This window comes from Verrucomicrobiia bacterium (genome assembly GCA_035574275.1).
Taxonomy (GTDB): Bacteria; Zixibacteria; MSB-5A5; order DSPP01; family DSPP01; genus DSPP01.
Genome location: DATLYY010000036.1, coordinates 1 through 23,978 on the forward strand (window position 1 = coordinate 1; position 23,978 = coordinate 23,978).

The window sequence follows — 23,978 nt, forward strand, 5'->3', positions numbered from 1 at the left end:
CGAAGGGATGAAGTAGGCCGGCCGATCTTTCTTGCCTTTTGAGAATGAAGTTGTGGCTTCCCCGCGCGTTCTGCAGTTCCGTAAAATCGTCCAATTAGACCCGAAAGACCCGGTTTCGTACTACGGGCTGGGTTCCGCTTGCATCGAAGAGGGTTTGTGGGAGGAAGCGGTCGAATCTTTTAGAAAAGCGCTTGAGCTGAAACCGGACTACACCGCCGTTTTTCCGCTTCTCGCGGATTCCTTGCAAAAGTTGGGAAAAATGGAAGAGGTCAAAGAAGTTCTACGCAAAGGACTCGAAATTGCCGAAGTGACCCGCGATATGATTCCCAAGCAACGGATGGAAGCGAAACTGCGCGGGATTTTAAAAAGGGAACAGCCGGGCGGCTCGTAACTTCTACTTCAGAATTTTTCTGGAACAATCAGGTCCGTATCCGGAACGGGGTGACCGAGATGGCGGCAGATATCCGTGATTTGGCCTTTGTGGTGAAATTCGTGGGTGACGGTATGCGTGAAAAGCCAGCGGGGCGTCACCGTCAAGCCGTTCGGAAACGACGGATGCGGGCGGGTAAGTGGTTTATCCAGCGAGCTCGAAAATTCGGATAAAAAGCTTTCCACCACAGCATCAGCCCCGGCAAAGCCCTTGCGCACGGCGGCGACGTTTGGATAATCGGGTCTTTTGGGGCGCACGCGCTCTTTTCCCCGGGCGAACTGCAAGAGCCAGCCGTTGTAAACGTCGAAAACGTGCACCTGCAGGTTGCGAATTGAACCATGGCCGAAGTTGGGCAGTTCCTTGGTGTAGAATTCCTCCGGCATCGATTCGCAGTGCTTGAAAAGCACTTCACGAGTCCCGCGCACCCAGTCGTAGATTGTTTTTAGTCCTTCGACCATTGTCTTAAAATACGAATTATATCCCCATTGGTTACAATTAGGAGTACAAAAAAAGCAGGTTCCGCGACAGAAGTCGCGGCCACCCGAAGGGAGCGAGAAAGGCGGTTGATTTTTCGGCGCTGGAAGATTTACTTAATGGCAACAACCGGATTCGGCAACAGGACTCAAACCATAAAGGAGGTTAAAATGGCGACCTACATCATTCTTTCCCGTTTTTCGCCGGAGGCGTTCCGCGAGCCGAAGGATTTCAAAAAACTGGCCGAGCAGGTTTCCGCCAAAATCAAAGCGGACTGCCCGGGGGTGAAATGGCAGGGGAGCTGGGCCACGATGGGGCAGTACGACGTGGTGGATGTGGTGGAAGCCAACGACCCGAAGGAGGTGGAACGGGCGGCGATGATTATCCGCGCCTACGGGCATTCCACGACGGAAACACTCTTAGCTACGCCGTGGAAGGAGTTTTTGGGGATGCTGTAAGCCAGCAAGAATTACTCGTTCAGGTTGCCCAAAATACCCGACAACGCGCGCTGTTCCAACTCCGTAAGGTTATTTTTTTTGCGGATTTCGATTTGAGAACTATCTGAATTCATCTCCAAAACCAAACCCGCGTTCGATAAATACTGAACAACCGGTAGGCGCTCCGTTCCATCGACATACTTTTCAAAAAAGTCGTCGTTTGCGCCGCTTGTTAGCTGCCTTGCAATTTTTTTAATTTCCTTCAAGTCATAACGCTTATTGGTACTATTGTATTTTTTAAATAGAATTTGCATCAAGTCGTCCAAGCTTTTTTCATTTTTCGTGGCATTGCGAACCATGGCGTCCAAGCATAGTCCAATCCAGAGCCCGCCACCTTCCACCAATCCGGTATGCTGTTTTTTATCCAACCCCGCTTCCCGCATGGATTGGCGGCCGGTTCCCTTGTCGGCGAAATACAATTGTAAAAACTTTCCCAACGCCCAGAAAAACCATTCTTCATCGATAGCATTCATTTGCTTCAGCGCTTTGAGCGCATAGTACTGGGAGACGCCTTCGTTAAACCACTGTTCCCTTTCACTTGAATATCTAAATGACTTGGAATTCCAAAGATGAAATATTTCGTGGGCCACGATCCCCTTCCATCTAAATTGATCAAACGAGTCCGGTTTTGGATTGAAGGTTAGTTCGAGACGCTTTGCGTAAGCTTCTCCATTCCATTCTTCAGACTGACTTACTTCGATTGTGAGATGGGTGAATTTTTCTCCCATCGTCTGCTCCGGCAGACTGCCGAAAAGTTTTATGTAATAATCAAAGGAGGCCTTCGTTACGTGAATTATCTCTTCTTTTAGGGTTACTATGTTGGCACCCTGCAAAACAAGGTTTATGGACAGACCATTTACCGTCACCGCGACCCGCTCTGTTACTTGCTCTGCATCAAGGACCCCGTTGGATTGACTAACTGCTTCCGAGGCAAGCGATTCTTTTGAGTTGAAGGAATTTAGGACCGGCAGAATTAACAAAAAAAAGGCAAATACCCGGATTCGTATTTTCCGTTCCCAAATTATTAACTTCATTGCCTCTTTTCCAATACGGGGTGGGCGTGCGATGGTTTCATGAAAATGGCGAGGTAAGGGGGGAGGGGATAGCGTCAGCGCCAATTTGCTTTCGCCACGCCGTGGAAGGAGTTTTTGGGGATGCTGTAGTTTTACCCTCTGCGCCGAGGTTTTTGCAGAATCTCTTCGCGTCCCTCTTGGTAGGGGGGGCAGGGTCTGGTCAGCACCGCGGAGACTCCATGTCCGCGACTCTTTTCACCACGCTGTGGGAATTGTTTTTAGAGATGTGGCAGTGATGCATTTTTTTGTTAAGCATCAATTTATAATCTCTTGGATTAATTCGGTCCTGTGAATTATCCTACCACTAAGTGCATCGATATAATATTCCCGTCCCACCGGAGAGTGGTCAACATAAATTTCGACCAACCAAGCCAGATAGTATTTTTTGTCGAATGGGAATACAATCAATGAAGCCGATGGACTTCCACGTTTTTCCATACTTTGATAATCGGTTGGAAATTTGAGGTCTATCAAAGCTTTTCTGATAGCGGCAACTGAATCAATTTTGGGCACTGCCGAAATATTTATCTCGGTGTGAAAACTACCGTCAAAGTCTATTTTACCAGTAGGAGTAATGCTTGCCCTAAGGCCACCACCTGATACCTTCACCCCTTTATATTCTTGTTGAAACTCCATTCTGCGACCTCGTAGTTTTACTTTCAATTCGGATCGAGGATCATCGAGCCCAATCATTTTCTTGTACGTTTCAAGAAATTCATAAATCATTTCGATGGGGTCAGTAGTTGCGAACTTTTTCAATACAGTGCCTTGAAATGAAAAGGCAATGCCTATTGCCGTATCGACCTGACCTCTCCCGCGAAAGTCATGCTGAACGAAATCGTAGAATGCTTTTATTTGAAGGTGTTTCTTAGAGTTTTGCTTGATTGTGACGACAAACACAAATGGCAACGTTTCAGGACCGAAATAAGCTCGATATTTTCCCAAGGGGAAATACGCATCGTGCAAGGAATTCACGGGAGTATGGCTTTCTTCATAATTTAGGCGTTCAATTGGGGTAACTCCTCCGATGGAATCACCAGGCTTAAGATTGAAGGATTTAAGCGGTATGGAAACGTCAGGATGTCTGTAAACGTTATTATTCTCGTCGCGAATTGTCCACCAAAAGGGTTTAGAAAAAGTGAACTTGACGGTTTCTTGGGAGATATTTTTCATCCAAAATTCGCCCTTAATGTTTTCTAACAATAGAAAGGTATCTCTGGGAAGAGAAACCCTACACTCAAATTTAGCGCCATCCTGCTCGATTTGGAATGTATGGATTTGTTCTGGCATTGCAGGGCTGCTAAAGAGGTTTACTACTAAGAAAGTTAAGAATCCAGCAAAGAATTTGCGTTTAAGCATATAATGCCATTCTCGTCCTTCAAATAATACGCAGAAATAGACGAAGCAATTAGTTGTTCGGGAAAAATGGCTCTTTTTCACCAACACCCGCCCCAAGTAGCGTATGGCTGGTTGCGCGGGAGATGGGGACAGGGGTTTTGTCGCCGGGGCGAATTTCCCCCTTGGGTTTAAAGACGACGGTTTTGAATTGGGGGGATTTGCCGAACCAAGTGCCATCGCCGTTGCCATTTCCAGTTTTCTTTGATGGGCCTTCGGCCAAAACCTCCACCGTTTTGCCAACCCAGGCCTGATTTTTCTCCAAAGATATTTTTTCCTGCAGGCCAATCACCGACTGCAGCCGGCGGAGCTTTTCTTCTTCCGGAACGGTTCGACTACGCTCACCGCAAGTCGGGTTCTCCCATTCATACGCTTTGGTGCCCGGGCGGGGGGAATATTTGAACAAAAAGGCGCTGTCGTAGCGGGTTTGGGCCAGATAGTCGTAAGTGGCTTGGAAGTCCGCTTCCGTTTCCCCCGGAAAGCCGACGATGATATCGGTGGAGACGGCCAAATTGGGGACGGCATTGCGAAAGGCGGAGAGAAGCATGTCGTAATATTCAATCGTGTAGCGGCGTTTCATTTTCAAAAGCACCGGATTGGAGGCGGACTGCAAAGGGAGATGCAGTTGCGGACAGATTTTGGGATTTTCGGCCATCGCCCCAATCGTTTCCCAGTCGAAATCGACCGGATGGGGGGAAGTAAAACGGATGCGCTCGATGCCGTCGATTTCCGCTGCTTTTTTCAAGAGCGCGGCGAAGGAGTTGCGTTTTTTGGGAATTCCGTCTTCGGGTATAAGCGGCACCGAGGAACCGGATTTGCCATTTTCGGCAAGAATTGAAGCGTCTTTGTAGGCGTTGACGGTCTGGCCCAAGAAAACAACTTCTTTGTACCCTTCCGCCGCCAGTTTTTCCAACTGGTTCAGAATGTCGGCCATCGGCAGGGAGCGTTCCCGGCCGCGGACGTAGGGGACTATGCAGAAGGTGCAGAATTTGTCGCAGCCGCGCATTATCGAAACCCAGGCGCGGATGCCGGATTCCCGGAGGGGATGAATGTCGGCATAGGTCTCCGTTTTGGAAAGCTCGACTTCCAAGTACGGCTCGTCCGTATGCTCGGCAATCAGGCGGGGGAGGGTGCGGTAGCCATCCGGGCCGGCGACGATATCGACGGCAGGGATTTGAGAGGTGACTTTGGTTTTGATATGCTGGGCCATACAGCCCAAAACGCCCAAGACCAAATCCGGCTTTTGGTGCTTGAGACGGGCGAGTTCGAAAAGGCGGCCCAAAACCCGCTCTTCAGCCCGCTCGCGGATGGCGCAGGTGTTGACGAAGATGACGTCAGCTTCTTCCAGCGCGTCTGCGCTCCGGTAGCCGGCCTGGGTCAAGATGCCGCCGACGGTTTCGGAGTCGGCGACGTTCATCTGGCAGCCGTAGGTTTCTACAAAGAAGGACTTCATATCTTTAATCTCCCGCCGGCCAAAGCCGGCGGGGCTTGCTGAAAATTGTTAAGCAGGAACTTCGGCTTTTTCTCCGGCCAGAATAGTTGCGCCCAGCTTTTGCATTTCGGCAATCGCCTCCTCCAGCGAATCATCCACCGTCACTCCCTTGGTGAAATAATTCCCCATCCAGAGCCGCTTCCGTTCCCGCAGTTTATACTCGATTTCGGTGTCCTGCATAAAAAATTTCAGCATCCGGTCAAAAACCCGCACGTCGGGCGGGTTTTGGGCCAACAGCTCCAGCCGGGCGGGCTGGAAGGCGTAGGCCAATAGTTTTATCCCGAAGCGGTCGGCCTCCGCCAAAAGCGATTTTTCGGCGTAACCCTTCCATTCCTCATTCACAAACACCTCGCGCCGGTTTTTGGCGGCAATCGAGACCCGCCGGGCCTGATAGGGGCGGGCTTTTTTAACCGGCCGTTTCGGCTCGGGGGCTTTTTGGGCCGCCGGCATATCCGGCCAGAAGTAGCGGTTCATCCTCCCTCCTTTGCTAAAGACGAACTCGGCCAAGCACTCTCGTAATCCATGCCCACTGCTGTTAAGGAGGGGATAATATAAATCTTTACCCGCAAAGGGCAAATCGGGGCAGTTGCCGTAAGCGGAATGGCAAGGTATCTTGGGTTTGTGGAAACTTTCGACCTAAGAAAGGATTGAATATGCGCAAGGCATGGGCTCTTTTTTTCACGGCGGCCCTCGTTTCCCCGGCGTGGGGGGAGGATTTTTTTCCGCTGAACCCGGGGACCAAAAAACATTTCAAGGCCACCGTCAACCAGAACACCAGCGTGGGGGGGCAGTCGGCGATGAGCAACTCCGCTTATTTTCGCAATACCGAGGAAGTAATCGGGCAGGCCAAGGTGTACGACAAGCCGGCCGTCTTGGTGCGCACCACCCGGGTGGATTCGATACCGGGGCGGCCGGCCGATGAATCGAAACAGTCCCATTTGATTGAAAATTATTACCAGGCCCGGCCGCAGGGGATTTTTCTTCTGGCCAATTTCAACCTCCCCTCCGACAGCGGCCAGAAGCCGGATTCCACCCGCTACGAGCCGACCCTGCAGGTGTTGAAACTGCCGGCCGATTCGGGGGCCAAGTGGATCATCGGGACGATGAAGATGCAGGGAATTTTGGTGGGACTGACCGGACAGGTCTTGGGGCGGGAGGATGTGGAAACGCCGGCCGGGAGTTTTAAAAACTGCCTGAAAACCAAAAGCAGCTCCACCAGCGTGAGCGGCACCCTTCAGGGAGCCTCTCGACTTTCGATGAGCGTCACGGGGGGAGAGTTTTCCTCCATCTCCTGGTACGCCCCAGGGGTGGGGCTGGTCAAGCAGGATGTTTCCACCCGGTTTGTTTTGAGCTCCCCCAACCTGCCACCCGGCATGTCGGCGGAATTGACTTTCCAACAGAATTTGGCGCTGACTAAAGTGGAAACCGCTCCGAAGGAGGAGAAAAAAGCCCCGACCAAGAAATGAAGCGCGCCAGCTACCTTTACTTTTGCTTTTTCACACTCGGTATTTTCTGGGGGTGCGGCGGCACCCCCTTTTTAATCGGGGATTTCGAGTCCAACTATAAATCGAAGGTCAAGACAATCGCCGTTATGCCTTTTTCGGTTCCAGCGGGGAACCGGGGAGCCTTTGAGAACCGGGCGCTTTTGGAGGAAACCATCACCGGAGTTCTGATTCCAGTGGATTCGGCTCGTTCGTACCTTTCCCCGTTTCGCCTGCGGGCGCGGTTTGAGGGAATGGCGGATTCGGCCATCCTGCGCCTTTCGAAGGATCGCGCGGGGAAACTTCTTTCGGCGGAGGTGCTCTTATATAGCGAGGCAGTTCGGTTTCACCCGGCGGAGGGGGACAACCCGACCAGCCGGCGAATCGGCGGGGGAAAATACCAGCGGCGGGGGGTTGAGTTGTTGATGGAATTCCGGCTGGTGGAAGCGGCCAGTAGCCAGCTTTTATGGAAATACCGCGTGCGGCGGTTTGGAAAGGACGCCGAAGAGGCCGCCCGGATGACCGCGCAGGCGCTTTCCCGCGTCTGGCCGCTTCGGGCGCACGAGCCGCCTACTCCACAACCGTGAAAATCTCCCGGCGGCCCGACTCCGCCAGCGGGACGAATTTCCTGTACCACTCCACCCAATTTTGGTCGGCGCGGGTTTTGGCTTCGGCGCTCTCGTAGTCCGCCAGGCTTCGGTAGGTGCACTCCAAAACCAGAGTGTAGTAGGGGCCGGCGATGTCGGTGAGCAGCCGATCCACCTGGTGCCCCGATTTTTTTATCGAAGGCAACCCCTCCTTCCAAAGCGCCAGGGCTTCTTTGGCCTTGCCGAATTTCAACTGAAAAATGTCGCGAACGACGATCATTTTTTCTCCTTTCCTTTTCGGTTCCGGAAGAAAAACGGGCGAGCTTTTCCGGTCAAGAAGGGGTTTTTGACGGATGCCGCCCGGGCGTTATACTTGAGAAGGCGCGCCTCCCGATGGTGAGACGGCAACCTTTCCGCCGCGCGAACCGTTTTTCTTATCGGACGGCCTTTAAGACGGAAACGCCCGGCGGGTGTAGAAAGAATATCGGGCCGTAACCGGGGCGAAGATTCACGGTTATCTTCCGAAAAAGAGACAGGAGACGGAGTTGACGAATAAACAAAAAAAATGGCTGTGGGGAGGGGCGGTTCTGCTTCTTCTGGCCTTGGCCATCCCGAAGGTGCTTTCGCTTTCAAAATCGTCGGGCCGCACGGGGGGCGGCGGAGGCGGGGGGGAGTTGTCCGTGCGCAGCGTGGTCGTTTCCCCCCGGCCTCTGGAGGAGGTGGTGCGGTCCATCGGCACCCTTTCGGCCAACGAAGAAGTTGAACTTCGGAGCGAGCGCTCCGGAAAAATCCAAAAGATTTATTTTCGGGAGGGAGGCGCGGTAAAGGCCGGGGATCTCCTGGTCAAAATCGACGATTCGGAGCTTTCGGCCCAATTGGCGCGGGCCGAGCAACGCCGGAAGCTGGCGGAACAGCTGGAGGAGCGGCAGAAGGTGCTTTTGGAAAAAGGGGGGGTGAGCCGGGAGGAGTACGACCGCATCTTAACGGAGCTGAACACGCTCAAAGCCGAGGAGCAGCTCATCCGGGTGCAGGTGGAAAAGACCGAAATCAAAGCGCCGTTCGACGGCATAATCGGGCTGCGCTACGCCTCGGAAGGGAGCTACGTCACCTCGTCCGACCGGCTGGCGACTCTGCAGGATTTGGGTTCGCTCAAAATAGATTTCTCGATACCGGAAAAATACGCACGGCAGGTGAAACCGGGGGATAAAATCCTTTTCACCATCGCCGGAGCGGAGCGGCAGTTTGCCGGGACGGTTTTTGCCGTGGAACCGAAAGTGGATCCGGCCACCCGGACGCTCCCGGTGCGGGCGCGGGCCTCCAACGTGAACCGGGCCTTGATGCCGGGGGGGTTTGCCAACGTGGAGCTGGTTTTGCGTCAGGAGCGGGCGATTATGGTTCCGGCCGGGGCGGTCATTCCGGATATCAAGGGGCACAAAGTTTTTCTCTACAAGGGGGGAAAGGCGGAGGCGCGGGAGGTGCAAGTGGGGCTGCGCACCGCCGATGAAGTGGAAATCGCCGCCGGCATTTCCCCCGGGGACACGGTTCTTACCAGCGGACTTTTGCAGCTTCGTCCCGGCGCGGCCGTCCGCTTGAGCGGCGAGGCAGCGAACTAACATGAGTTTGTCGGCCGTTTCCATCCGGCGTCCGGTTCTGGCCACCGTTTTCTCTCTGGTCATTCTGCTTTTCGGCGCCATCGGCTTTTTCCGGCTGGGCGTGCGGGAGTACCCGAACGTTGACCCGGCCATCATCAACGTCAACACCAGCTATGCCGGGGCGAACGCCGACGTCATTGAAACGCAAATCACCGAGCCGCTGGAGGAGGCGATTTCCAGCGTGCCGGGAATCCGCACAATCACCTCCTCCAGCCGGGAAGGGCGCAGTTCCATCACCGTCGAGTTCGACTTGGAGGTGGATCTGGAAACGGCGGCCAATGATATCCGGGACAAGGTTTCCGGGGCGGTGCGCAATCTGCCGCCGGACGCCGAGCCGCCGGTGGTGGCCAAGGCGGATGCGGACGCCAGCCCGATTATCGTTTTGAACATCAGCTCGGCGCAACGGGATTTGCTGGAACTTTCCGCTTTTGCTTCCAATATCTTCAAAGAACGGTTGCAGACCACACCCGGCGTGTCCGAGGTGCGGATATTCGGAGAGCGGCGCTACGCCATGCGGCTTTGGATCGACCCGCAGAAGCTGGCCGCCTACCGGCTTTCCCCCCTCGACGTGCGCAATGCGCTTTCGCGGGAGAACGTGGAGCTTCCCTCCGGGCGCATCGAGGGGAGCCGGGTGGAACTGGCCGTTCGGACGCTCGGGCTTCTTTCCGATCCGGAGGAGTTCAACAATCTGATTCTGCGGGAAGAAGGGGGAAAAATCATCCGTTTTCGGGATGTGGGAACCGCCATTTTGGGGACGGAAAACGAGCGCTCCGGCTCCAAGGGGATGCGGGGGCCGCGGGTGGCCGTGGCAGTTGTTCCCCAGCCGGGCTCCAACCACATCTCAATTGCAAACGAAGTGTACCGGCGGGTGGAACAAATCAAAAAGGAACTGCCGCCCGATTTGGAAGTGGGGGTGGTTTTCGACACCACCCGCTACATCCGTTCTTCCATCACCGAGGTGGTGGAGACGATTTTCATCGCTTTTCTGCTCGTGCTTTTAATCATTTATCTGTTTCTGCGGGACTGGCGCACGACCATCATTCCGATGGCCGCCGTGCCGGTCTCGCTCGTAGGCGCCTTTTTCATCATGTATGCGGCCGGTTTTTCCATCAACGTGTTGACTTTGCTCGGGCTGGTTTTGGCCATCGGTCTGGTCGTGGACGATGCAATCGTGATGCTGGAAAACATCTTCACCAAAATCGAGGCCGGCCGGGAGCCAGTGGAGGCGGGGTTAACCGGTGCTCGGGAGGTTTTCTTCGCCATCGTCTCCACCACGGTCGCGTTGGTCGCCGTCTTCATGCCGATCATCTTCCTCGAGGGGCTGACGGGGCGGCTTTTCAAGGAGTTCGGCATCGTTCTGGGAGGGGCGGTGGTCATCTCCGCCTTTGTGGCTTTGACTTTGACGCCGATGCTGGCGACCAAAATTCTGCGGCATCGCCGACACAGCCGGTTTTACCAACGGACGGAGCCCTTTTTTCAAAACCTGGCGGGCGGCTACCGGCGGAGTCTGGACCGCTTTATGCAAAGACGCTGGCTGGGGTTCGTTTGTATCGGCGCAGCGGCCGTTTTGGTTTTCCTTTTCGGCGCGATTCTGCCGCGGGAGCTGGCCCCCTTGGAAGACCGAAGCCGGCTTCGGGTTTCCGCCACCGCGCCGGAGGGGACTTCGTTTGAAGAAATGGACGCCTACTTCGACCGGTTAATTGCCACCTCCAAGGAGGTGGTGCCGGAGATGGAGGAACTGGTATCGGTGACCGGCGGCGGAGGGGGCGGGGTCAACTCCGGGTTTATGTTCATCACCCTGAAAACCCCCGACCAGCGGGAGCGGAGTCAAAAGGAAATCCATGCCGCACTTTCCGCCGCCGTCCGAGGGTTGACCGAGGCGCGGGCGGTCGTTTCCCAAGAGCAAACGATTGCCGTGGGAGGGGGCGGGGCGCGCTTCGGACTGCCCGTGCAGTATGTTTTGCAGGCCCCCAATCTGGAAAAGTTAAAACAGGTTTTGCCCCCCTTTGTGGAAGCGGCGCGGGAGCATCCGGCCTTCGACGCGGTGGATTTTGATTTGAAATTCAACAAGCCAGAGTTGGTGGTGAAAATCGACCGGAACCGGGCGCAGGCTCTCGGTGTGTCAGTGCTCGACGTGGCCCAGACTCTACAGCTTGCCCTAAGCGGGCAACGCTACGGCAATTTCATTCGGGACGGGAAGCAGTACCAAATCATCGGGCAGTTAGACCGGCCGAACCGGGATGAGCCGGCGGATTTGAAGTCCCTTTTTGTGCGGAGCCGGAGCGGGGAGCTGGTGCAACTGGACAATCTGGTTACGGTCATCGAAGAGGCCAATCCGCCCCAGCGCTACCGCTTCAACCGCTACATTTCGGCCACGGTCTCGGCCGGGCTGGCTCCGGGATTTACGCTCGGGCAGGGGATTGCCGCCATGGATGAAATTGCCGATTCGCTTCTGGACGAGTCGTTTGCCACCTCTCTGGCTGGGGCTGCGCGTGATTTTGCCGAAAGCTCCTCCAGCTTGGTTTTCGTGTTTATTCTGGCCCTGCTTTTGACCTATCTGGTTTTAGCCGCGCAGTTCGAAAGCTTCCGGGATCCGTTCATCATCATGTTCACCGTGCCTTTGGCCTTGGCCGGGGCGCTTTTGACGCTCTGGTATTTCGGCCAGACCCTGAACATCTTCAGCCAAATCGGGCTGGTGATGCTCATCGGGCTGGTGACCAAGAACGGCATTCTGATTGTCGAATTCGCCAACCAGCGCAAGGCGGCCGGACTGCCGATGCTGGAGGCGGTGAAGGACGCCGCCGCCTCCCGCTTCCGCCCGATTTTGATGACCAGCTTGTCCACCATCTTGGGCACCCTGCCCATTGCCCTGGCGCTCGGGGCGGGGGCGGAGAGCCGGATGTCAATGGGGATTGGCGTAATCGGCGGGCTGATTTTCTCCACCGGGCTTACCTTGTACGTCATCCCTGCCATTTATTCCTACTTTTCCACCGAGCGGAAGGCGGCGGGCGCGCCGGCTTCCGCGCTTGAGCCGCAGGAAGCGGCCGTTTCGGTTGGACGGAGGGTTCAAGAGGCGTGAGAAGCATGGGGTGGCTCTGGCTTTTGATTTTTCTTTCGTCGGCGGCTTTAATCGATTGGTACGTTTTTCAGGGGGTGAAAACGCTCACCGCCCGGCTTTCTCGCGCGTTGACCAAGCGAATCATTCATAGCGGCTATTGGGGATTAACGGCTGTGTTTTTTGTGGGCATCGCCTCCGTTCTCTTCAAATCGGGCGGGCGTTTTCGCTTGATGGTTCTGGTTTTCATTTTCTTTCTTTTCTCCTATCTCCCCAAGCTGGCGTTTGCGCTTCTCCTTGCCGCGGAGGATTTGTACCGGATAGGGAGATCGGCGGTCGTTTTTCTTTCCCGGCGTCTCAAAAACCTTGAGCCGGGGGCCCGGTCGGAGATTTTTGAAACGCGGAGAAGATTTATCAGCCAGATGGGGTTGCTCGCGGCCAGCGTGCCGTTCGCTTCGATTCTCTACGGCGTGACCGCCGGGAAGTACGACTTTCGGGTGCGCAGGGAGACTTTGTACTTCGAGGATTTGCCGGAGGGGTTCGACGGGTTCACCATCACCCAGGTTTCGGACGTCCACATCGGCAGTTTTGACAACGAGGCTGCCGTCCAGAAAGGGGTCGATTTAATCCGGGCGCAGGAATCAGATTTACTCGTTTTCACCGGGGATTTAATCAACAACCGGGCCTCCGAGATGGAGGGGTGGATGAAAATGTTCGGCCGACTGGAGGCGCCTTTTGGCAAATTCTCGATTATGGGAAATCACGATTACGGGGACTACGTCGATTGGCGCTCGCCGGAGGAGAAGGTCAAAAACTTCGCGGAATTGCAGGCGGTTCACGGGGAGCTGGATGTCCGGCTGCTTTTGAATGAAAACAAAGAGATCGTTCGCGGCCAAGAGCGAATCTTTTTGCTCGGTTCGGAAAACTGGGGGCGGCCGCCGTTTCGCCAATACGGGGATTTGAAAAAAACCGTCGAAGGAGTTGATCCGAAGGCGTTCAAAATTCTTTTGTCGCACGACCCGTCGCATTGGGACGGGGAAGTGCTCAATTTTTCCGAGCGGATTCCGCTCACCCTTTCCGGACACACGCACGGGATGCAGTTCGGCATCGAAATTCCGGGCTGGAAGTGGAGCCCGGTGAAATACCGCTATCCGCGCTGGGCGGGGTTGTATCAAGAAGGAAATAAATACCTCTACGTCAACCGCGGCTTCGGTTTCTTAGGTTTTCCGGGACGGGTCGGCATCTGGCCGGAGGTCACGGTCATTACCCTCCGCAAGGGCCTGCCACCAGTTGCCGCTGCTTGATTTCCGATAAAAGCTAAAATCCAAGGCAATCCTAATCTATTTTTCCGCAAGAAGTTGTGATTGTTGCGGAAAAAATTGTTGACGGGATTGAAACTTTTGCTATACTCGTGCGTAATTTTTGACTGACGGTCAGTTTTAGGCTGGAGATTATGGGTTCGATGCAAAGCAAGGGAAGAAAAAGGAGAACCGCAAAAAAGAATAACGAAACGCGTTTGGGTTTAGTATGTTAGAAACGAAAATGGAAAGTTCAAAACCAGATTTATCCTCCCTGCGAATTAATCGCGGGACTGAGTACAAATCGCCGCGCAAATGGTGGAAGTGGGCGCTGGCCGCCTCGGTCGTTCCGCTGCTTCTGCTCGGCTATTTTCTTTTGATGCGGAGTGTTTCGCCGGGGCTCACGGTTCAAATCGGCTCCGCCACCACGATTACCGGCAGCCAGGCGCAGGCGCTTTTGACCGCCTCCGGCTATGTCGTCGCTCAACGCCGGGCGGCGGTCGCCTCCAAGGCGACCGGGCGGCTGGCCTACCTTGGCGTAGTGGAAGGGGACCGGGTTCGGGCCGGGCAGGTCCTCGCCCGGCTGGAAAACGAGGATTTCGCCGCCGAGGTGGACCGGGCCAGGGCGACCTTGATGCAGGCCCGGGCAGAATCGACCGAGGCGACCCGTTTCTATGAACGCCAGAAAAAACTTTTGGCCAGCGGCGGCATCAGCCAGCTGGAATTTGAGGGAGCCGAAGCGAGGCATCAACGGGCTTTGGCTGGGATGGCTTCGGCCCGGGCCGCTGTAAAATCAGCCGAAGTGGCTTTGGAAAACACCTTGATCCGGGCCCCGTTTGCCGGCACAGTTTTAACCAAGTCGGCGGAAGTCGGAGAGATGGTGGCACCTCTGGCCTCCGTCGGTTCCTCGCGCGGGGCGGTAGTCACGCTCGCCGATATGAACTCGTTGGAAGTGGAGGCGGATGTGGCGGAGGCGAACATCGACCGGGTGCGGGTGGGGCTGCCGTGTGAAATCACGCTGGACGCTTATCCGGACACCCGCTATCCCGGCAAAGTGGTTAAAATCGTGCCGACCGCCGACCGCTCGCGGGCCACGGTTTTAGTCAAAGTGGCCTTTGTCTCCCGCGACCGGCGGGTTTTGCCGGAGATGAGCGCCAAGGTGAACTTTTTGCCGCAGGATACCAAGCTGTCCGGCGAAAACGAGGCGCCGGTGGTGGCTGTGCCGAACTCGGCGGTGACCTTGCGAAACGGCGTGAAGATGGTTTTTTTGGTGGAGGGGGCCACCGTCCGCAGCACACCGGTGGTCACGGGGCGGGTTCTGGGGGATTTGACGGAAATCAAGGAAGGTGTAACTTCCGGCGACCGCGTGGTTTTATCCCCGCCGGGAAGTTTGACCACCGGAATGAAAATTAAAACCTCCGAATAGGGAAAACGCAAGGGAGCTTATGGCCGAGCCGATTATACAGATTGAGTCGCTTTCCAAATCGTACTACCGGGACAGCTTGGAGATTCCGGTTTTGCGGAATCTATCCTTTTCCATACCGGAAGGGGAGTTCGTCGCCTTGATGGGGCCCTCCGGTTCCGGCAAAACCACTTTGCTGAATATGATTGCCGGCATCGACCGGCCGACCAAGGGGGCCGTCAAGGTGGCCGGCACCGATTTGGCCAAGCTTGGCGAAAGCGAACTGGCCTCCTGGCGGGCGCGGCATATCGGATTCGTTTTCCAGTTTTACAATTTGATTCCGGTTCTGACCGCCTTTGAAAACGTGGAGCTCCCTTTGCTTTTGACCAATTTGTCCAAGGACGAACGGAAAAAACACGTCGAAACGGCGCTCGGTATCGTCGGGCTGGCCGACCGGATGCACCATTACCCCCGCCAGCTTTCAGGCGGGCAGGAGCAGCGGGTGGCAATCGCCCGGGCTATCGTCACCGACCCGACGGTCATCGTGGCGGACGAGCCGACCGGAGATTTGGACAAGCAGTCGGCGGAGGAGATCATGGGGCTTTTGTCGCGGCTCAATTCGGAATTCAAAAAAACGATCGTGATGGTGACCCACGACCCGCGGGCGGCGGAAAAGGCGCACATCCAAAAACATCTGGATAAAGGGGAGCTTTCTTGAAAATCTTAAAGCTGGCGATCAAAAACGCCTTCCGGCACAAGCTGCGCACCGGGCTGACCATTCTCGGTCTGGCGGTGGCGGTGATGGCCTTCGGACTTTTGCGCACGGTCATCGACGCCTGGTACGCCGGGGCGGAGGCCGCTCCCCCCGACCGGTTGATTGCCCGCAACGCGGTCAATATCATTTTTCCCCTCCCCCTTTCCTACCGGGATCAGATTGCCAAGGTGCCGGGGGTGGAAAAGGTCTCCTACGCCCACTGGTTCGGGGCCTACTACGTGGACCCTAAAAACTTTTTTGCCAACTTCGCCGTCGACCACGAAACCTTCTTCGATTTGTATCCCGAAGTCGTTTTGGATTCGACGGAGTTGGCGGCGTTCAAGTCGGAAAAGACGGCGGCGGTCTGCGGGCAGATTCTGGCCGACCGGTTCGGCTGGAAGGTGGGGGACCGGATCCGGCTCATTGGCACCATCTATCCCGGCAACTGGGATTTACATTTGGTCGGGATTTACCGCGGCTTGAAAAAATCGACGGATGAATCCGGTTTCTATCTGCGCTGGGATATGCTGGACGAGAACTTGAAAGCGACCGTCCCCGCACGGGCCGGAAACGTCGGCTGGTATATTATGAAAATATCCGACCCGAACGACGGGGTCAGGATTTCCAAAGCGGTGGACGAGCTTTTCAAAAACTCCTTGGCCGAGACCTTGACCGAAACGGAGGAGGCGTTCAATCTTTCCTTTATCGCGATGTCTTCCACCATCATCACGGGCTTGCAGCTCGTTTCCTACCTCATCATCGGCATCATCCTTTTGGTTTTGGCCAACACGATGGCGATGACGGCGCGGGAGCGGATTTCGGAATACGCCGTTTTGAAAACTTTGGGATTCCGCCCCGTCCATCTGGTCATGCTGATTGCCGGGGAATCGGTTTTCATTGCCATCGTTGGCGGGGTTTTGGGAATGCTTTTGATTTACCCCATGGCGGGGGGATTCGGGGAGGCGATGAAATATTTCTTCCCTGTCTTTGAAGTGAAACCGGTTACGGTGGTTTTGGCCGGAATTTTCTCCCTCACGGTCGGCGTTCTGGCCTCCCTCTTCCCCATTTTTCGGGCGACGCGGGTTTCCATCGTCGACGGTTTGCGGGTGGTGGGATGAAAATACCCCTTTACTACAGCTACCGGAACCTGTTCGCCCGCCGGCTCACCACCGGGCTCACGGTATTGGGGATCGGGCTGGTGGTTTTCGTTTTTTGCGCCGTTTTGATGATGGGGAACGGAATCAAACAGACCCTGGTGACCTCCGGCTACGACGACAATGCGATACTCATCCGCAAGGCGTCGCAAAACGAGATGAACTCCTACATCGTGCGGGATCAGGCGGGGATTTTGGAATCGCAAATGGAGATTGCTCGAGGCTCCGACGGCAAGCCGTTGGTGGCCGGGGAACTTTATGTGGTGGTAAGCTTGGAAAAACGGGACGGGGGCGGCTCGGTGAACGTGGTGGTGCGCGGGGTGAAACCGGTTTCTCTGGCCATCCGCCCGAACATCAAATTGACCGCCGGACGGATGTTTACGGAAGGGCTGTCGGAAGTGATTGTGGGGAAACAGACGGCGGCGCGATACAAGGGGGCGGAACTGGGGGGGATTTTGAAGTTCGGGCGGCGGGAATGGCGGGTGGTGGGGGTTTTTGAGGCCGGCCGTTCGGCCTTCGAGTCGGAGGTCTGGGGGGATGTGAACCAGATGATGGCGGCCTTTGACCGGCCGGTGGTCTCCTCAATGACGATGAAATTAGCCGACCCGTCAAAATTTTCCGAACTGAAAAAGCGGCTGGAAGGGGATCCGCGGCTCACCGTGGACGTGAAACGGGAAAAAGAGTACTACGCCGATCAGTCGTACGCCACTTCCAGTTTTATCAACATTCTCGGGATGGTCATCAGCATCATTTTTTCCTTCGGGGCGGTCATCGGGGCGATGATTACCATGTACGCTTCGGTGGCCAACCGCTCCGCCGAAATCGGCACTTTGCGGGCCTTGGGCTTTCAGCGCCGCAGCATCTTAGGGGCTTTTCTGGTCGAGTCCGTGCTGCTTTCCTTAATCGGCGGCGTGGTCGGCGTGGCCGGAGCATCACTTTTGAGCTTTGTCACCGTCTCCACCACCAACTGGGATACTTTCTCCGAGCTGGCCTTCGGCTTTGCCCTCTCCACCGCCATCATCGGCTCGGCCCTCGTCTTCTCCGTCCTGATGGGGTTCTTTGGCGGGTTTTTGCCCGCCGTCCGGGCCGCCCGGATGAACATTATCAACGCCCTGCGGGCGGAATAGTTTTTCCCCTAAAAAAACCGCTTGACAAACTTCTTGCGGGTTATAGATTTCTGTTTACTATAAGCTCTTGGCTTATGGAGGGGAAGTGCTTGGCTTGGACCGGGCAAAGAGGTTGAGGGATTTAAAAAACAAAGTTTAGTGGCAAAACAGTAAAGACGGAAGCCTGTTTTCTGTCCGCGGACTTCTGCCGGTTTTCCGTACCGGCCAAGCGGCATAAACCGGGTTGACCCACCCGTCCCGATTTGGGAAAGGGAGGGGCGGGGTGTCTTTTGCGCCCGAAAAGGAGGTTGAAAAAGGGGAAAAATCGTAAAACGGAGCAGACGAAATCGAGGGGTTTTCGTCAACGAACCAGTTGTCAACGTTAACTGCACAAACCCAAAAAGGGAGGAGCAACAAATGTCACGATGTAGCAATGTCTTTCGAACTACGGTCCTGCTTCTGGCCGTATTGACGCTCGGATTGACGACGGTGGCTTTTGGCAACGTCATCGTCGATTTCAGGCAGTCGGCCAACAATGAGACCAACGGGACTATCCAGGGGCTCGGAAATGTGCATTGGATTAATTCCATTGTTCAGTCGAGCAATTCCCGATACTACGAGGGGATGTCCAACTTTCAGCGGGCTCTCTTTGCACAAACTCCCGCCACCACCGGCAATATCCACACCCTGACTTTAAGCCACCAGTTCACCAAGGGAGGCATTCATGCCTACGATTTCTTGACCTCTTGGGCGCAGGGTATTGCCGACGATGGAGCCGCCTTGGGAGTTCCCATCCAAATCAATCAGTGCGGCATTGAGATTGGCCCGCCGAACACCCTGGTGGACTCTTGCAATGCCCTCCACAGCGCCTTTTTTGTGGATGTTGACATTCCGGATGACCCGTATATCAGTAAGGATGGCTCCACAGCGGCCAAAATCGCCGCCTATGAGGCGATCCGGGGGAACCGCACCGTCCGGATTTACGGCAACGCGCCCATCAGCAATGCCTCGATGACAGTCAGCCACGATGTGGCCAACGGAGCGGACAATGGGGATTCGTACGCCAAGTACGTGTTGCAGTGGACCTCCAGTTCCAGCCAGATTCTGGTCGAAATGGCCGGCCATTTGGCCATTTCCGGCGACGGCACCGGTATGACCTGGGGCCCGGGGTTGGGTTCTTCCCAGATTAATGGCGGCCCCTATCACTTCAAACTGGATGCATTGGGCGGCGCTTTGGCAGCCAACGGCACGCAGACCCAGGTCACTTCGCTCGGTTCGCAGGACAACCAAATCAAGGGAGCGGACATTTTGGTTCCCTGTCCGACCTGCGCGGTTTCCGGGCCGACCGGGCCGCTCTGCCCCGGCTCCGCCGCCCAGAGCTACTCGGTCTCCATCACCGGGACCTGCACGAACCAGTCCGCCATAACCTGGAGTTTGAGCAACAACACGTCCGGGGCTTCCTTCAATGGCGGTAATACTGGCACTTCGGTCTCCGTGAACCCCGGCTCTTCCTGCGGTTCTTTCACGCTGACCTCCAGTTTCACCTGCAGCAATTGCATCGATCCGGTCACCTGCTCCATCGATGTGACCGTGCAGGACAACACGGCGCCGGTGATTTCGGGCGTGGGCGCCAACACAAACATTGAGTGCCCGGCGACCCCGGTCTTTTCCAATCCGACCGCCTCGGATGACTGCGACCAGAGCCCTGCGCTTACGTATAACGACGTGACAACTCCGGGCAGCTGCCCGCAGGAGTACTCGGTCACCCGCACTTGGACGGCCACGGACGACTGCGGCAACAGCTCCACGGCCTCCCAGACCATCAACGTGCAGGACAATACGGCGCCGGTGATTTCGGGCGTGGGCGCCAATGCAAACATCGAGTGTCCGGCCACGCCGGTGTTCAGCAATCCTTCGGCGGCGGATGCTTGCGACCCGAATCCGTCCTTGACCTACAACGACGTGACCACTCCGGGTTCTTGCCCGCAGGAGTACTCGGTCACCCGCACCTGGACGGCGACGGATGCCTGCGGCAACTCTTCGCAGGCCAGCCAGACCATCACGGTGGAAGACAACACCCCGCCGACTTTGAGCGGCCAGGGTGCCGATGCCACCATCGAGTGCCCGGCTACTCCATCCTTCACGCCGCCGACGGCTTCGGACGCTTGCGATCCGAACCCGGTTATCAGCTTCAGCGACCAGACCACCCCGGGTGCCTGTCCGCAGGAGTACAGCGTGACGAGAACCTGGACGGTGGTGGATGCCTGCGGCAACCAGGGCACACCGGTTTCCCAAACGATTACCGTGGAGGACAACACCGCTCCGGTCATCTCTGGAGTGGGTGGTAACGCCACCATTGAGTGTCCGGCGACTCCGGTGTTTAGCACTCCCTCTGCTTCGGATCTCTGCGACCCGAACCCGTCCTTGACGTTTAATGATGTCACCACGCCGGGTTCCTGTCCGCAGGAGTATTCGGTTACGCGTACTTGGACGGCTACGGATGCCTGCGGCAATTCTTCGCAGGCCAGCCAGACCATCACGGTCGAGGACAACACCGCTCCCGTAATCTCGGGTGTGGGTGGTCCGCAGACCATTGAGTGTCCGGCCACTCCGGTGTTCAGCAATCCGAGCGCTTCGGATCTCTGCGACCCGAGCCCGTCCTTGACGTTTAATGATGTCACCACGCCGGGTTCCTGTCCGCAGGAATACAGTGTTACCAGAACCTGGACAGCTACGGATGCCTGCGGCAACGTGTCGGCTCCGGTTTCCCAGACGATTACGGTGGAGGACAACACGGCACCGGTCATCAGCGGGGTGGGCGGCAACCAGACGATTGAATGTCCGGCGACGCCGGTCTTCAGCACGCCTTCGGCCTCCGATGTTTGCGATCCGAATCCGTCCTTAACATTTAATGACGTGACCACGCCCGGTTCCTGTCCGCAGGAGTACAGCGTTACCAGAACCTGGACGGCTACGGATGCCTGCGGCAATTCTTCGCAGGCCAGCCAGACCATCACGGTCGAGGACAACACGGCACCGGTTATCAGCGGAGTGGGCGGCAACCAGACCATTGAATGCCCGGCCACCCCGGTGTTTTCCAACCCGACCGCTTCGGATCTTTGCGACCCGAACCCGAGCTTGACGTTCAACGACGTGACGACTCCGGGCTCTTGTCCGCAGGAATACAGCGTAACGCGCACTTGGACGGCCACGGATGCCTGCGGCAATTCGTCTTCTGCTTCCCAGACCATTACGGTGGAGGACAATACTGATCCGGTGTTGACGGCTTGCCCAGCTCCAATCGTGGTCTGCGAGGGTTCACCGATTAGCTTCACCCCGCCGACCGCCACGGATGCCTGCGATTCGGATGTTCCCGTGGTCTGCACGCGCAGCGACGGCCAGGGCTTGGGAGACCCCTATCCGATTGGGACCACCACGATTACCTGTGTGGCCGCCGATGATTGCGGGAATTCCGATGATTGCAACTTTACGGTAACGGTGAACGCCAACCCGGTCTGCAGCATCAGCGATGGACCGGGCTTCGGCACACCCATCTGCGCCGGCTCCTCGACGCCTATCGCCGACCTCTTCTGCGGGCCGGCCGGTATGGCTTCTTACAGCTGGTCAGTGGATTGCGGCACGATCAGCGGCTTTTCCACCGAACAATGTGTGGACTGGACACCGCCGGCCGTGGGCGGCACCTGTACCTTCACTTTGACCATCGTGGACGGCAACGGCTGCACAAGCACCTGCACGCGCCAGATTTCGGTACCCAACCCAACGCCGTGCGTGCTCGTTCCGCCAGCCACCCTGCCGGTGTGCGGCTCGACTGGCAACAGCTACTGCGGCCCGGCCGGCTTTGCCGATTACCAGTGGTCCTTCAGCTCGCCCGATTGGGTGATAACCGGCGGTCAGGGAACTTCGTGCATCACCTACACGGCGGGGAGTTCCGGCCCGGCCACCTTGCTTCTGGATGCCACCAACCAGTTTGGCTGCCATTCCAGTTGCGACGTGCCGATCGACTGCCAGCCCGGCTTTGAGGGTTGCACCCCGGGTTTCTGGAAAAACCACACCGGCTTGTGGAATCAGACGAGCGATGCGGTCTCCCAGTGCGTGGCTTCGGCCATTGCCGGTTTGGGTGCTCCTTACAGCGGCAACGGCACCACAGGTTCCTCTTTCCGCACGACCTTCGGTCTTACGGGAAGCGAGATGCTGGAAGCCGGTTTGAATGCCAACCTCACACTCCAGCAGGCCATCAACCTCGGCGGCGGCGGCTTCCAAAAGCTGGCCCGCCATGCCGTGGCCGGTCTTTTGAGCTCCTGCCAGGTCAACTACACGTATACCACTTTGCAGGTACTGACCCAGGTGCACGAAGCCATCATCAATCTGGAAGCGGAGCCATTGGCCACCCAACTGGCCGCGGCCAACAACCTTCCACATGATCATTGTGAGAGCGGTTTGCCAGCCGCAGCCCCCGTGGCATCGGGAAGGGATCTCTTGAACGTCGAGGATGATAACTTCGCGCTGGATCCGGTAGCCGTCGAAAAGGCGGCAGGCAGCGCTTTGCCGACCGTGTTTGCCCTGCGCGGCAGCTATCCCAATCCGTTCAATGCTTCCACCCAGATCAACTTCGCCCTGCCGCAAGCCGGCACGGTGCGGTTGGTTATCTACAACATTCTGGGGCAGCCCGTGCGTACTCTTCTGGATGGCGACCAGCCGGCCGGGGAGCGTTCGGTACTCTGGAACGGGACGGACAACAGCGGTAGCAGTTTGTCTTCCGGGGTTTACTTCTACAAGATTATGTTCAACGGCCAAGTCAAAGTCGGCCGGATGAACCTGATTAAGTAAGCCCAATCAAAGCACCTCCAAAAAGCCCCCCGGGAAACCGGGGGGCTTTTTGTTTTGAATGAAAGCGCAGGTGCTTGAAAACACGGTTGGGAACCGGCGGGAGGACCGGCGGGTTTAAAACTTGGGGTTGAAAAGAGAGGAGCCGAAATGCCACCGTTCGTACAATTGGTTTCCAGTGAAACTTCGGAAAAAGATTTGCAAAACGGAAAACCGCCCGGTTTGTCCGACCGGGAGATTCTGGACGCCTACTCCCAAACCGTGATGGACGTGGCGGAAAAGGTTAGTCCGTCCGTCGTCAACATCCATGTGCATCAAGAGGGAAACGGCCGGACGGGGCCGCGTCCCGTTAACGGCAGCGGCTCCGGGTTTGTATTTACGCCGGACGGGTTTATTCTGACCAACAGCCACGTGGTGCACGGTGCCAACCAAATCGAAGCCGTGCTTTTCGACGGGCAGCGGTATTTGGCCCAGTTGGTCGGCGACGACCCCCACACCGACTTGGCCGTGGTGCGCATTAATGCGCCCAATTTGATTCCGGCGGAGTTCGGCGATTCGCAAGCCATCCAAGTCGGGCAACTGGCAGTCGCCATCGGCAACCCGTACGGTTTCCAGTGCACGGTCACCGCCGGGGTCGTTTCGGCCCTCGGACGGTCTTTGCGTTCCCAGTCGGGCCGCTTGATTGACAACGTCATCCAGACCGACGCCGCCCTGAACCCGGGCAATTCCGGCGGGCCATTGGTCAATTCGCGCGGAGAGGTTATCGGGGTTAATACGGCGGTCATATTGCCCGCGCAGGGAATCTGCTTTGCCATCGCCGTCAACACGGCCAAGTTTGTGGCCGCGCGGCTCATCAAGGAAGGCCGGGTGCGCCGCAGTTTTATCGGCGTGGCGGGACAAAATGTTTCCCTGCACCGCCGGGTGGTCCGGTTCCACAACCTGCCCGCCGAGACAGGGGTCTTGGTCGCCTCGGTTGAGCAAGGAAGCCCCGCTAAACGCGCCGGCCTTTCCGAAGGGGACGTCATCATCGGTTTTGCCAACCAGCCGGTGGCAGGTATAGACGATTTGCACCGGTTGTTGACGGATGAACGGGTTGGCCTACGTTGTGAACTGGTTTTGGTGCGTAGAAATGAATTGCTCCGGCTGACGGTTTTTCCAAGGGAACAGAGGGCGGGAAGAGAAAACTGAAAACCGAACAAAATCCGCAATACTTGACGTTGAGTCGGTCAATTTTGGGCCGACTTTTTTATTTTAGGAGGAATGATTAAGTGCATATTTTTGCG

Annotated in this window: 19 protein-coding genes; 13 read left to right on the forward strand and 6 right to left on the reverse strand. The window is 56.4% G+C overall.

Translation table 11 applies throughout. From position 1 onward, the window contains the following. Positions 1–52 precede the first annotated feature (52 nt). Complete coding sequence (locus VNL73_05610) at positions 53–391, forward strand: tetratricopeptide repeat protein (GenBank protein HXF48885.1); 339 nt, start codon at positions 53–55, stop codon at positions 389–391. Between the two features lie 8 nt (positions 392–399). On the opposite strand, the gene VNL73_05615 is transcribed toward VNL73_05610, so the two are convergent. Beyond that, positions 400–888, reverse strand: a complete 489-nt coding sequence (locus VNL73_05615; protein HXF48886.1) for a DinB family protein — start codon at positions 886–888, stop codon at positions 400–402. A gap of 186 nt (positions 889–1,074) precedes the next feature. Here VNL73_05615 and VNL73_05620 point away from each other — a divergent pair, with 186 nt between their 5' ends. Beyond that, positions 1,075–1,362: a GYD domain-containing protein gene (locus VNL73_05620; protein HXF48887.1), complete on the forward strand. Its 288-nt coding sequence runs from the start codon at positions 1,075–1,077 to the stop codon at positions 1,360–1,362. 11 nt (positions 1,363–1,373) lie between these two features. Here the strand turns inward: VNL73_05620 and VNL73_05625 are convergent, their stop codons facing one another. From VNL73_05625 to VNL73_05640, 4 genes are all read right to left on the reverse strand, one after another. Beyond that, positions 1,374–2,519, reverse strand: a complete 1,146-nt coding sequence (locus VNL73_05625) for a hypothetical protein (protein ID HXF48888.1) — start codon at positions 2,517–2,519, stop codon at positions 1,374–1,376. A gap of 210 nt (positions 2,520–2,729) precedes the next feature. Continuing rightward, on the reverse strand, positions 2,730–3,833 hold the full coding sequence (locus VNL73_05630) for a hypothetical protein (GenBank protein ID HXF48889.1): 1,104 nt from the start codon (positions 3,831–3,833) through the stop codon (positions 2,730–2,732). Between the two features lie 49 nt (positions 3,834–3,882). Continuing rightward, positions 3,883–5,322: a tRNA (N6-isopentenyl adenosine(37)-C2)-methylthiotransferase MiaB gene (gene miaB, locus VNL73_05635; GenBank protein ID HXF48890.1), complete on the reverse strand. Its 1,440-nt coding sequence runs from the start codon at positions 5,320–5,322 to the stop codon at positions 3,883–3,885. A gap of 48 nt (positions 5,323–5,370) precedes the next feature. Continuing rightward, positions 5,371–5,835, reverse strand: a complete 465-nt coding sequence (locus VNL73_05640) for a hypothetical protein (protein HXF48891.1) — start codon at positions 5,833–5,835, stop codon at positions 5,371–5,373. 179 nt (positions 5,836–6,014) lie between these two features. Here VNL73_05640 and VNL73_05645 point away from each other — a divergent pair, with 179 nt between their 5' ends. Both VNL73_05645 and VNL73_05650 read left to right on the forward strand, forming a co-directional pair. Beyond that, a complete protein-coding gene (locus tag VNL73_05645; protein HXF48892.1) occupies positions 6,015–6,827 on the forward strand; it encodes a hypothetical protein in 813 nt (270 codons plus the stop codon). Beyond that, complete coding sequence (locus VNL73_05650; protein HXF48893.1) at positions 6,824–7,429, forward strand: hypothetical protein; 606 nt, start codon at positions 6,824–6,826, stop codon at positions 7,427–7,429. The genes VNL73_05645 and VNL73_05650 overlap by 4 nt, the downstream gene beginning before the upstream one ends. Here VNL73_05650 and VNL73_05655 read toward each other — a convergent pair. Further along, a complete protein-coding gene (locus VNL73_05655) occupies positions 7,413–7,709 on the reverse strand; it encodes an NIPSNAP family protein (GenBank protein HXF48894.1) in 297 nt (98 codons plus the stop codon). The two genes, VNL73_05650 and VNL73_05655, sit on opposite strands and share 17 nt — an antisense overlap. Before the next feature lie 265 nt (positions 7,710–7,974). Here VNL73_05655 and VNL73_05660 point away from each other — a divergent pair, with 265 nt between their 5' ends. The 9 genes from VNL73_05660 to VNL73_05700 all read left to right on the forward strand — a co-directional run bounded on the left by VNL73_05660 (position 7,975) and on the right by VNL73_05700 (position 23,883). After that, the gene (locus tag VNL73_05660) at positions 7,975–9,042 is read left to right on the forward strand and encodes an efflux RND transporter periplasmic adaptor subunit (GenBank protein ID HXF48895.1); all 1,068 of its coding nucleotides are present in this window, start codon (positions 7,975–7,977) and stop codon (positions 9,040–9,042) included. Between the two features lies 1 nt (position 9,043). Next, positions 9,044–12,160, forward strand: coding sequence for an efflux RND transporter permease subunit (locus VNL73_05665; GenBank protein ID HXF48896.1), 3,117 nt, complete (start codon positions 9,044–9,046; stop codon positions 12,158–12,160). 5 nt (positions 12,161–12,165) lie between these two features. After that, positions 12,166–13,440 carry a metallophosphoesterase gene (locus VNL73_05670; protein HXF48897.1) on the forward strand — a complete coding sequence of 425 codons (1,275 nt, stop codon included), beginning with the start codon at positions 12,166–12,168 and terminating at the stop codon, positions 13,438–13,440. Between the two features lie 223 nt (positions 13,441–13,663). Next, on the forward strand, positions 13,664–14,860 hold the full coding sequence (locus tag VNL73_05675) for an efflux RND transporter periplasmic adaptor subunit (protein ID HXF48898.1): 1,197 nt from the start codon (positions 13,664–13,666) through the stop codon (positions 14,858–14,860). Positions 14,861–14,879: 19 nt separating this feature from the next. Beyond that, complete coding sequence (locus VNL73_05680) at positions 14,880–15,554, forward strand: ABC transporter ATP-binding protein (GenBank protein HXF48899.1); 675 nt, start codon at positions 14,880–14,882, stop codon at positions 15,552–15,554. Next, a complete protein-coding gene (locus VNL73_05685; protein ID HXF48900.1) occupies positions 15,551–16,708 on the forward strand; it encodes an FtsX-like permease family protein in 1,158 nt (385 codons plus the stop codon). Before VNL73_05680 ends, VNL73_05685 begins: the two co-directional genes overlap by 4 nt. Next, the gene (locus tag VNL73_05690) at positions 16,705–17,871 is read left to right on the forward strand and encodes an ABC transporter permease (GenBank protein ID HXF48901.1); all 1,167 of its coding nucleotides are present in this window, start codon (positions 16,705–16,707) and stop codon (positions 17,869–17,871) included. Before VNL73_05685 ends, VNL73_05690 begins: the two co-directional genes overlap by 4 nt. A gap of 396 nt (positions 17,872–18,267) precedes the next feature. After that, positions 18,268–22,698 (forward strand): FlgD immunoglobulin-like domain containing protein, encoded by a 4,431-nt coding sequence (locus tag VNL73_05695; GenBank protein HXF48902.1) that lies wholly within the window; start codon positions 18,268–18,270, stop codon positions 22,696–22,698. A gap of 147 nt (positions 22,699–22,845) precedes the next feature. Continuing rightward, positions 22,846–23,883: a trypsin-like peptidase domain-containing protein gene (locus VNL73_05700; protein ID HXF48903.1), complete on the forward strand. Its 1,038-nt coding sequence runs from the start codon at positions 22,846–22,848 to the stop codon at positions 23,881–23,883. The last annotated feature ends 95 nt before the right edge of the window (positions 23,884–23,978 follow it).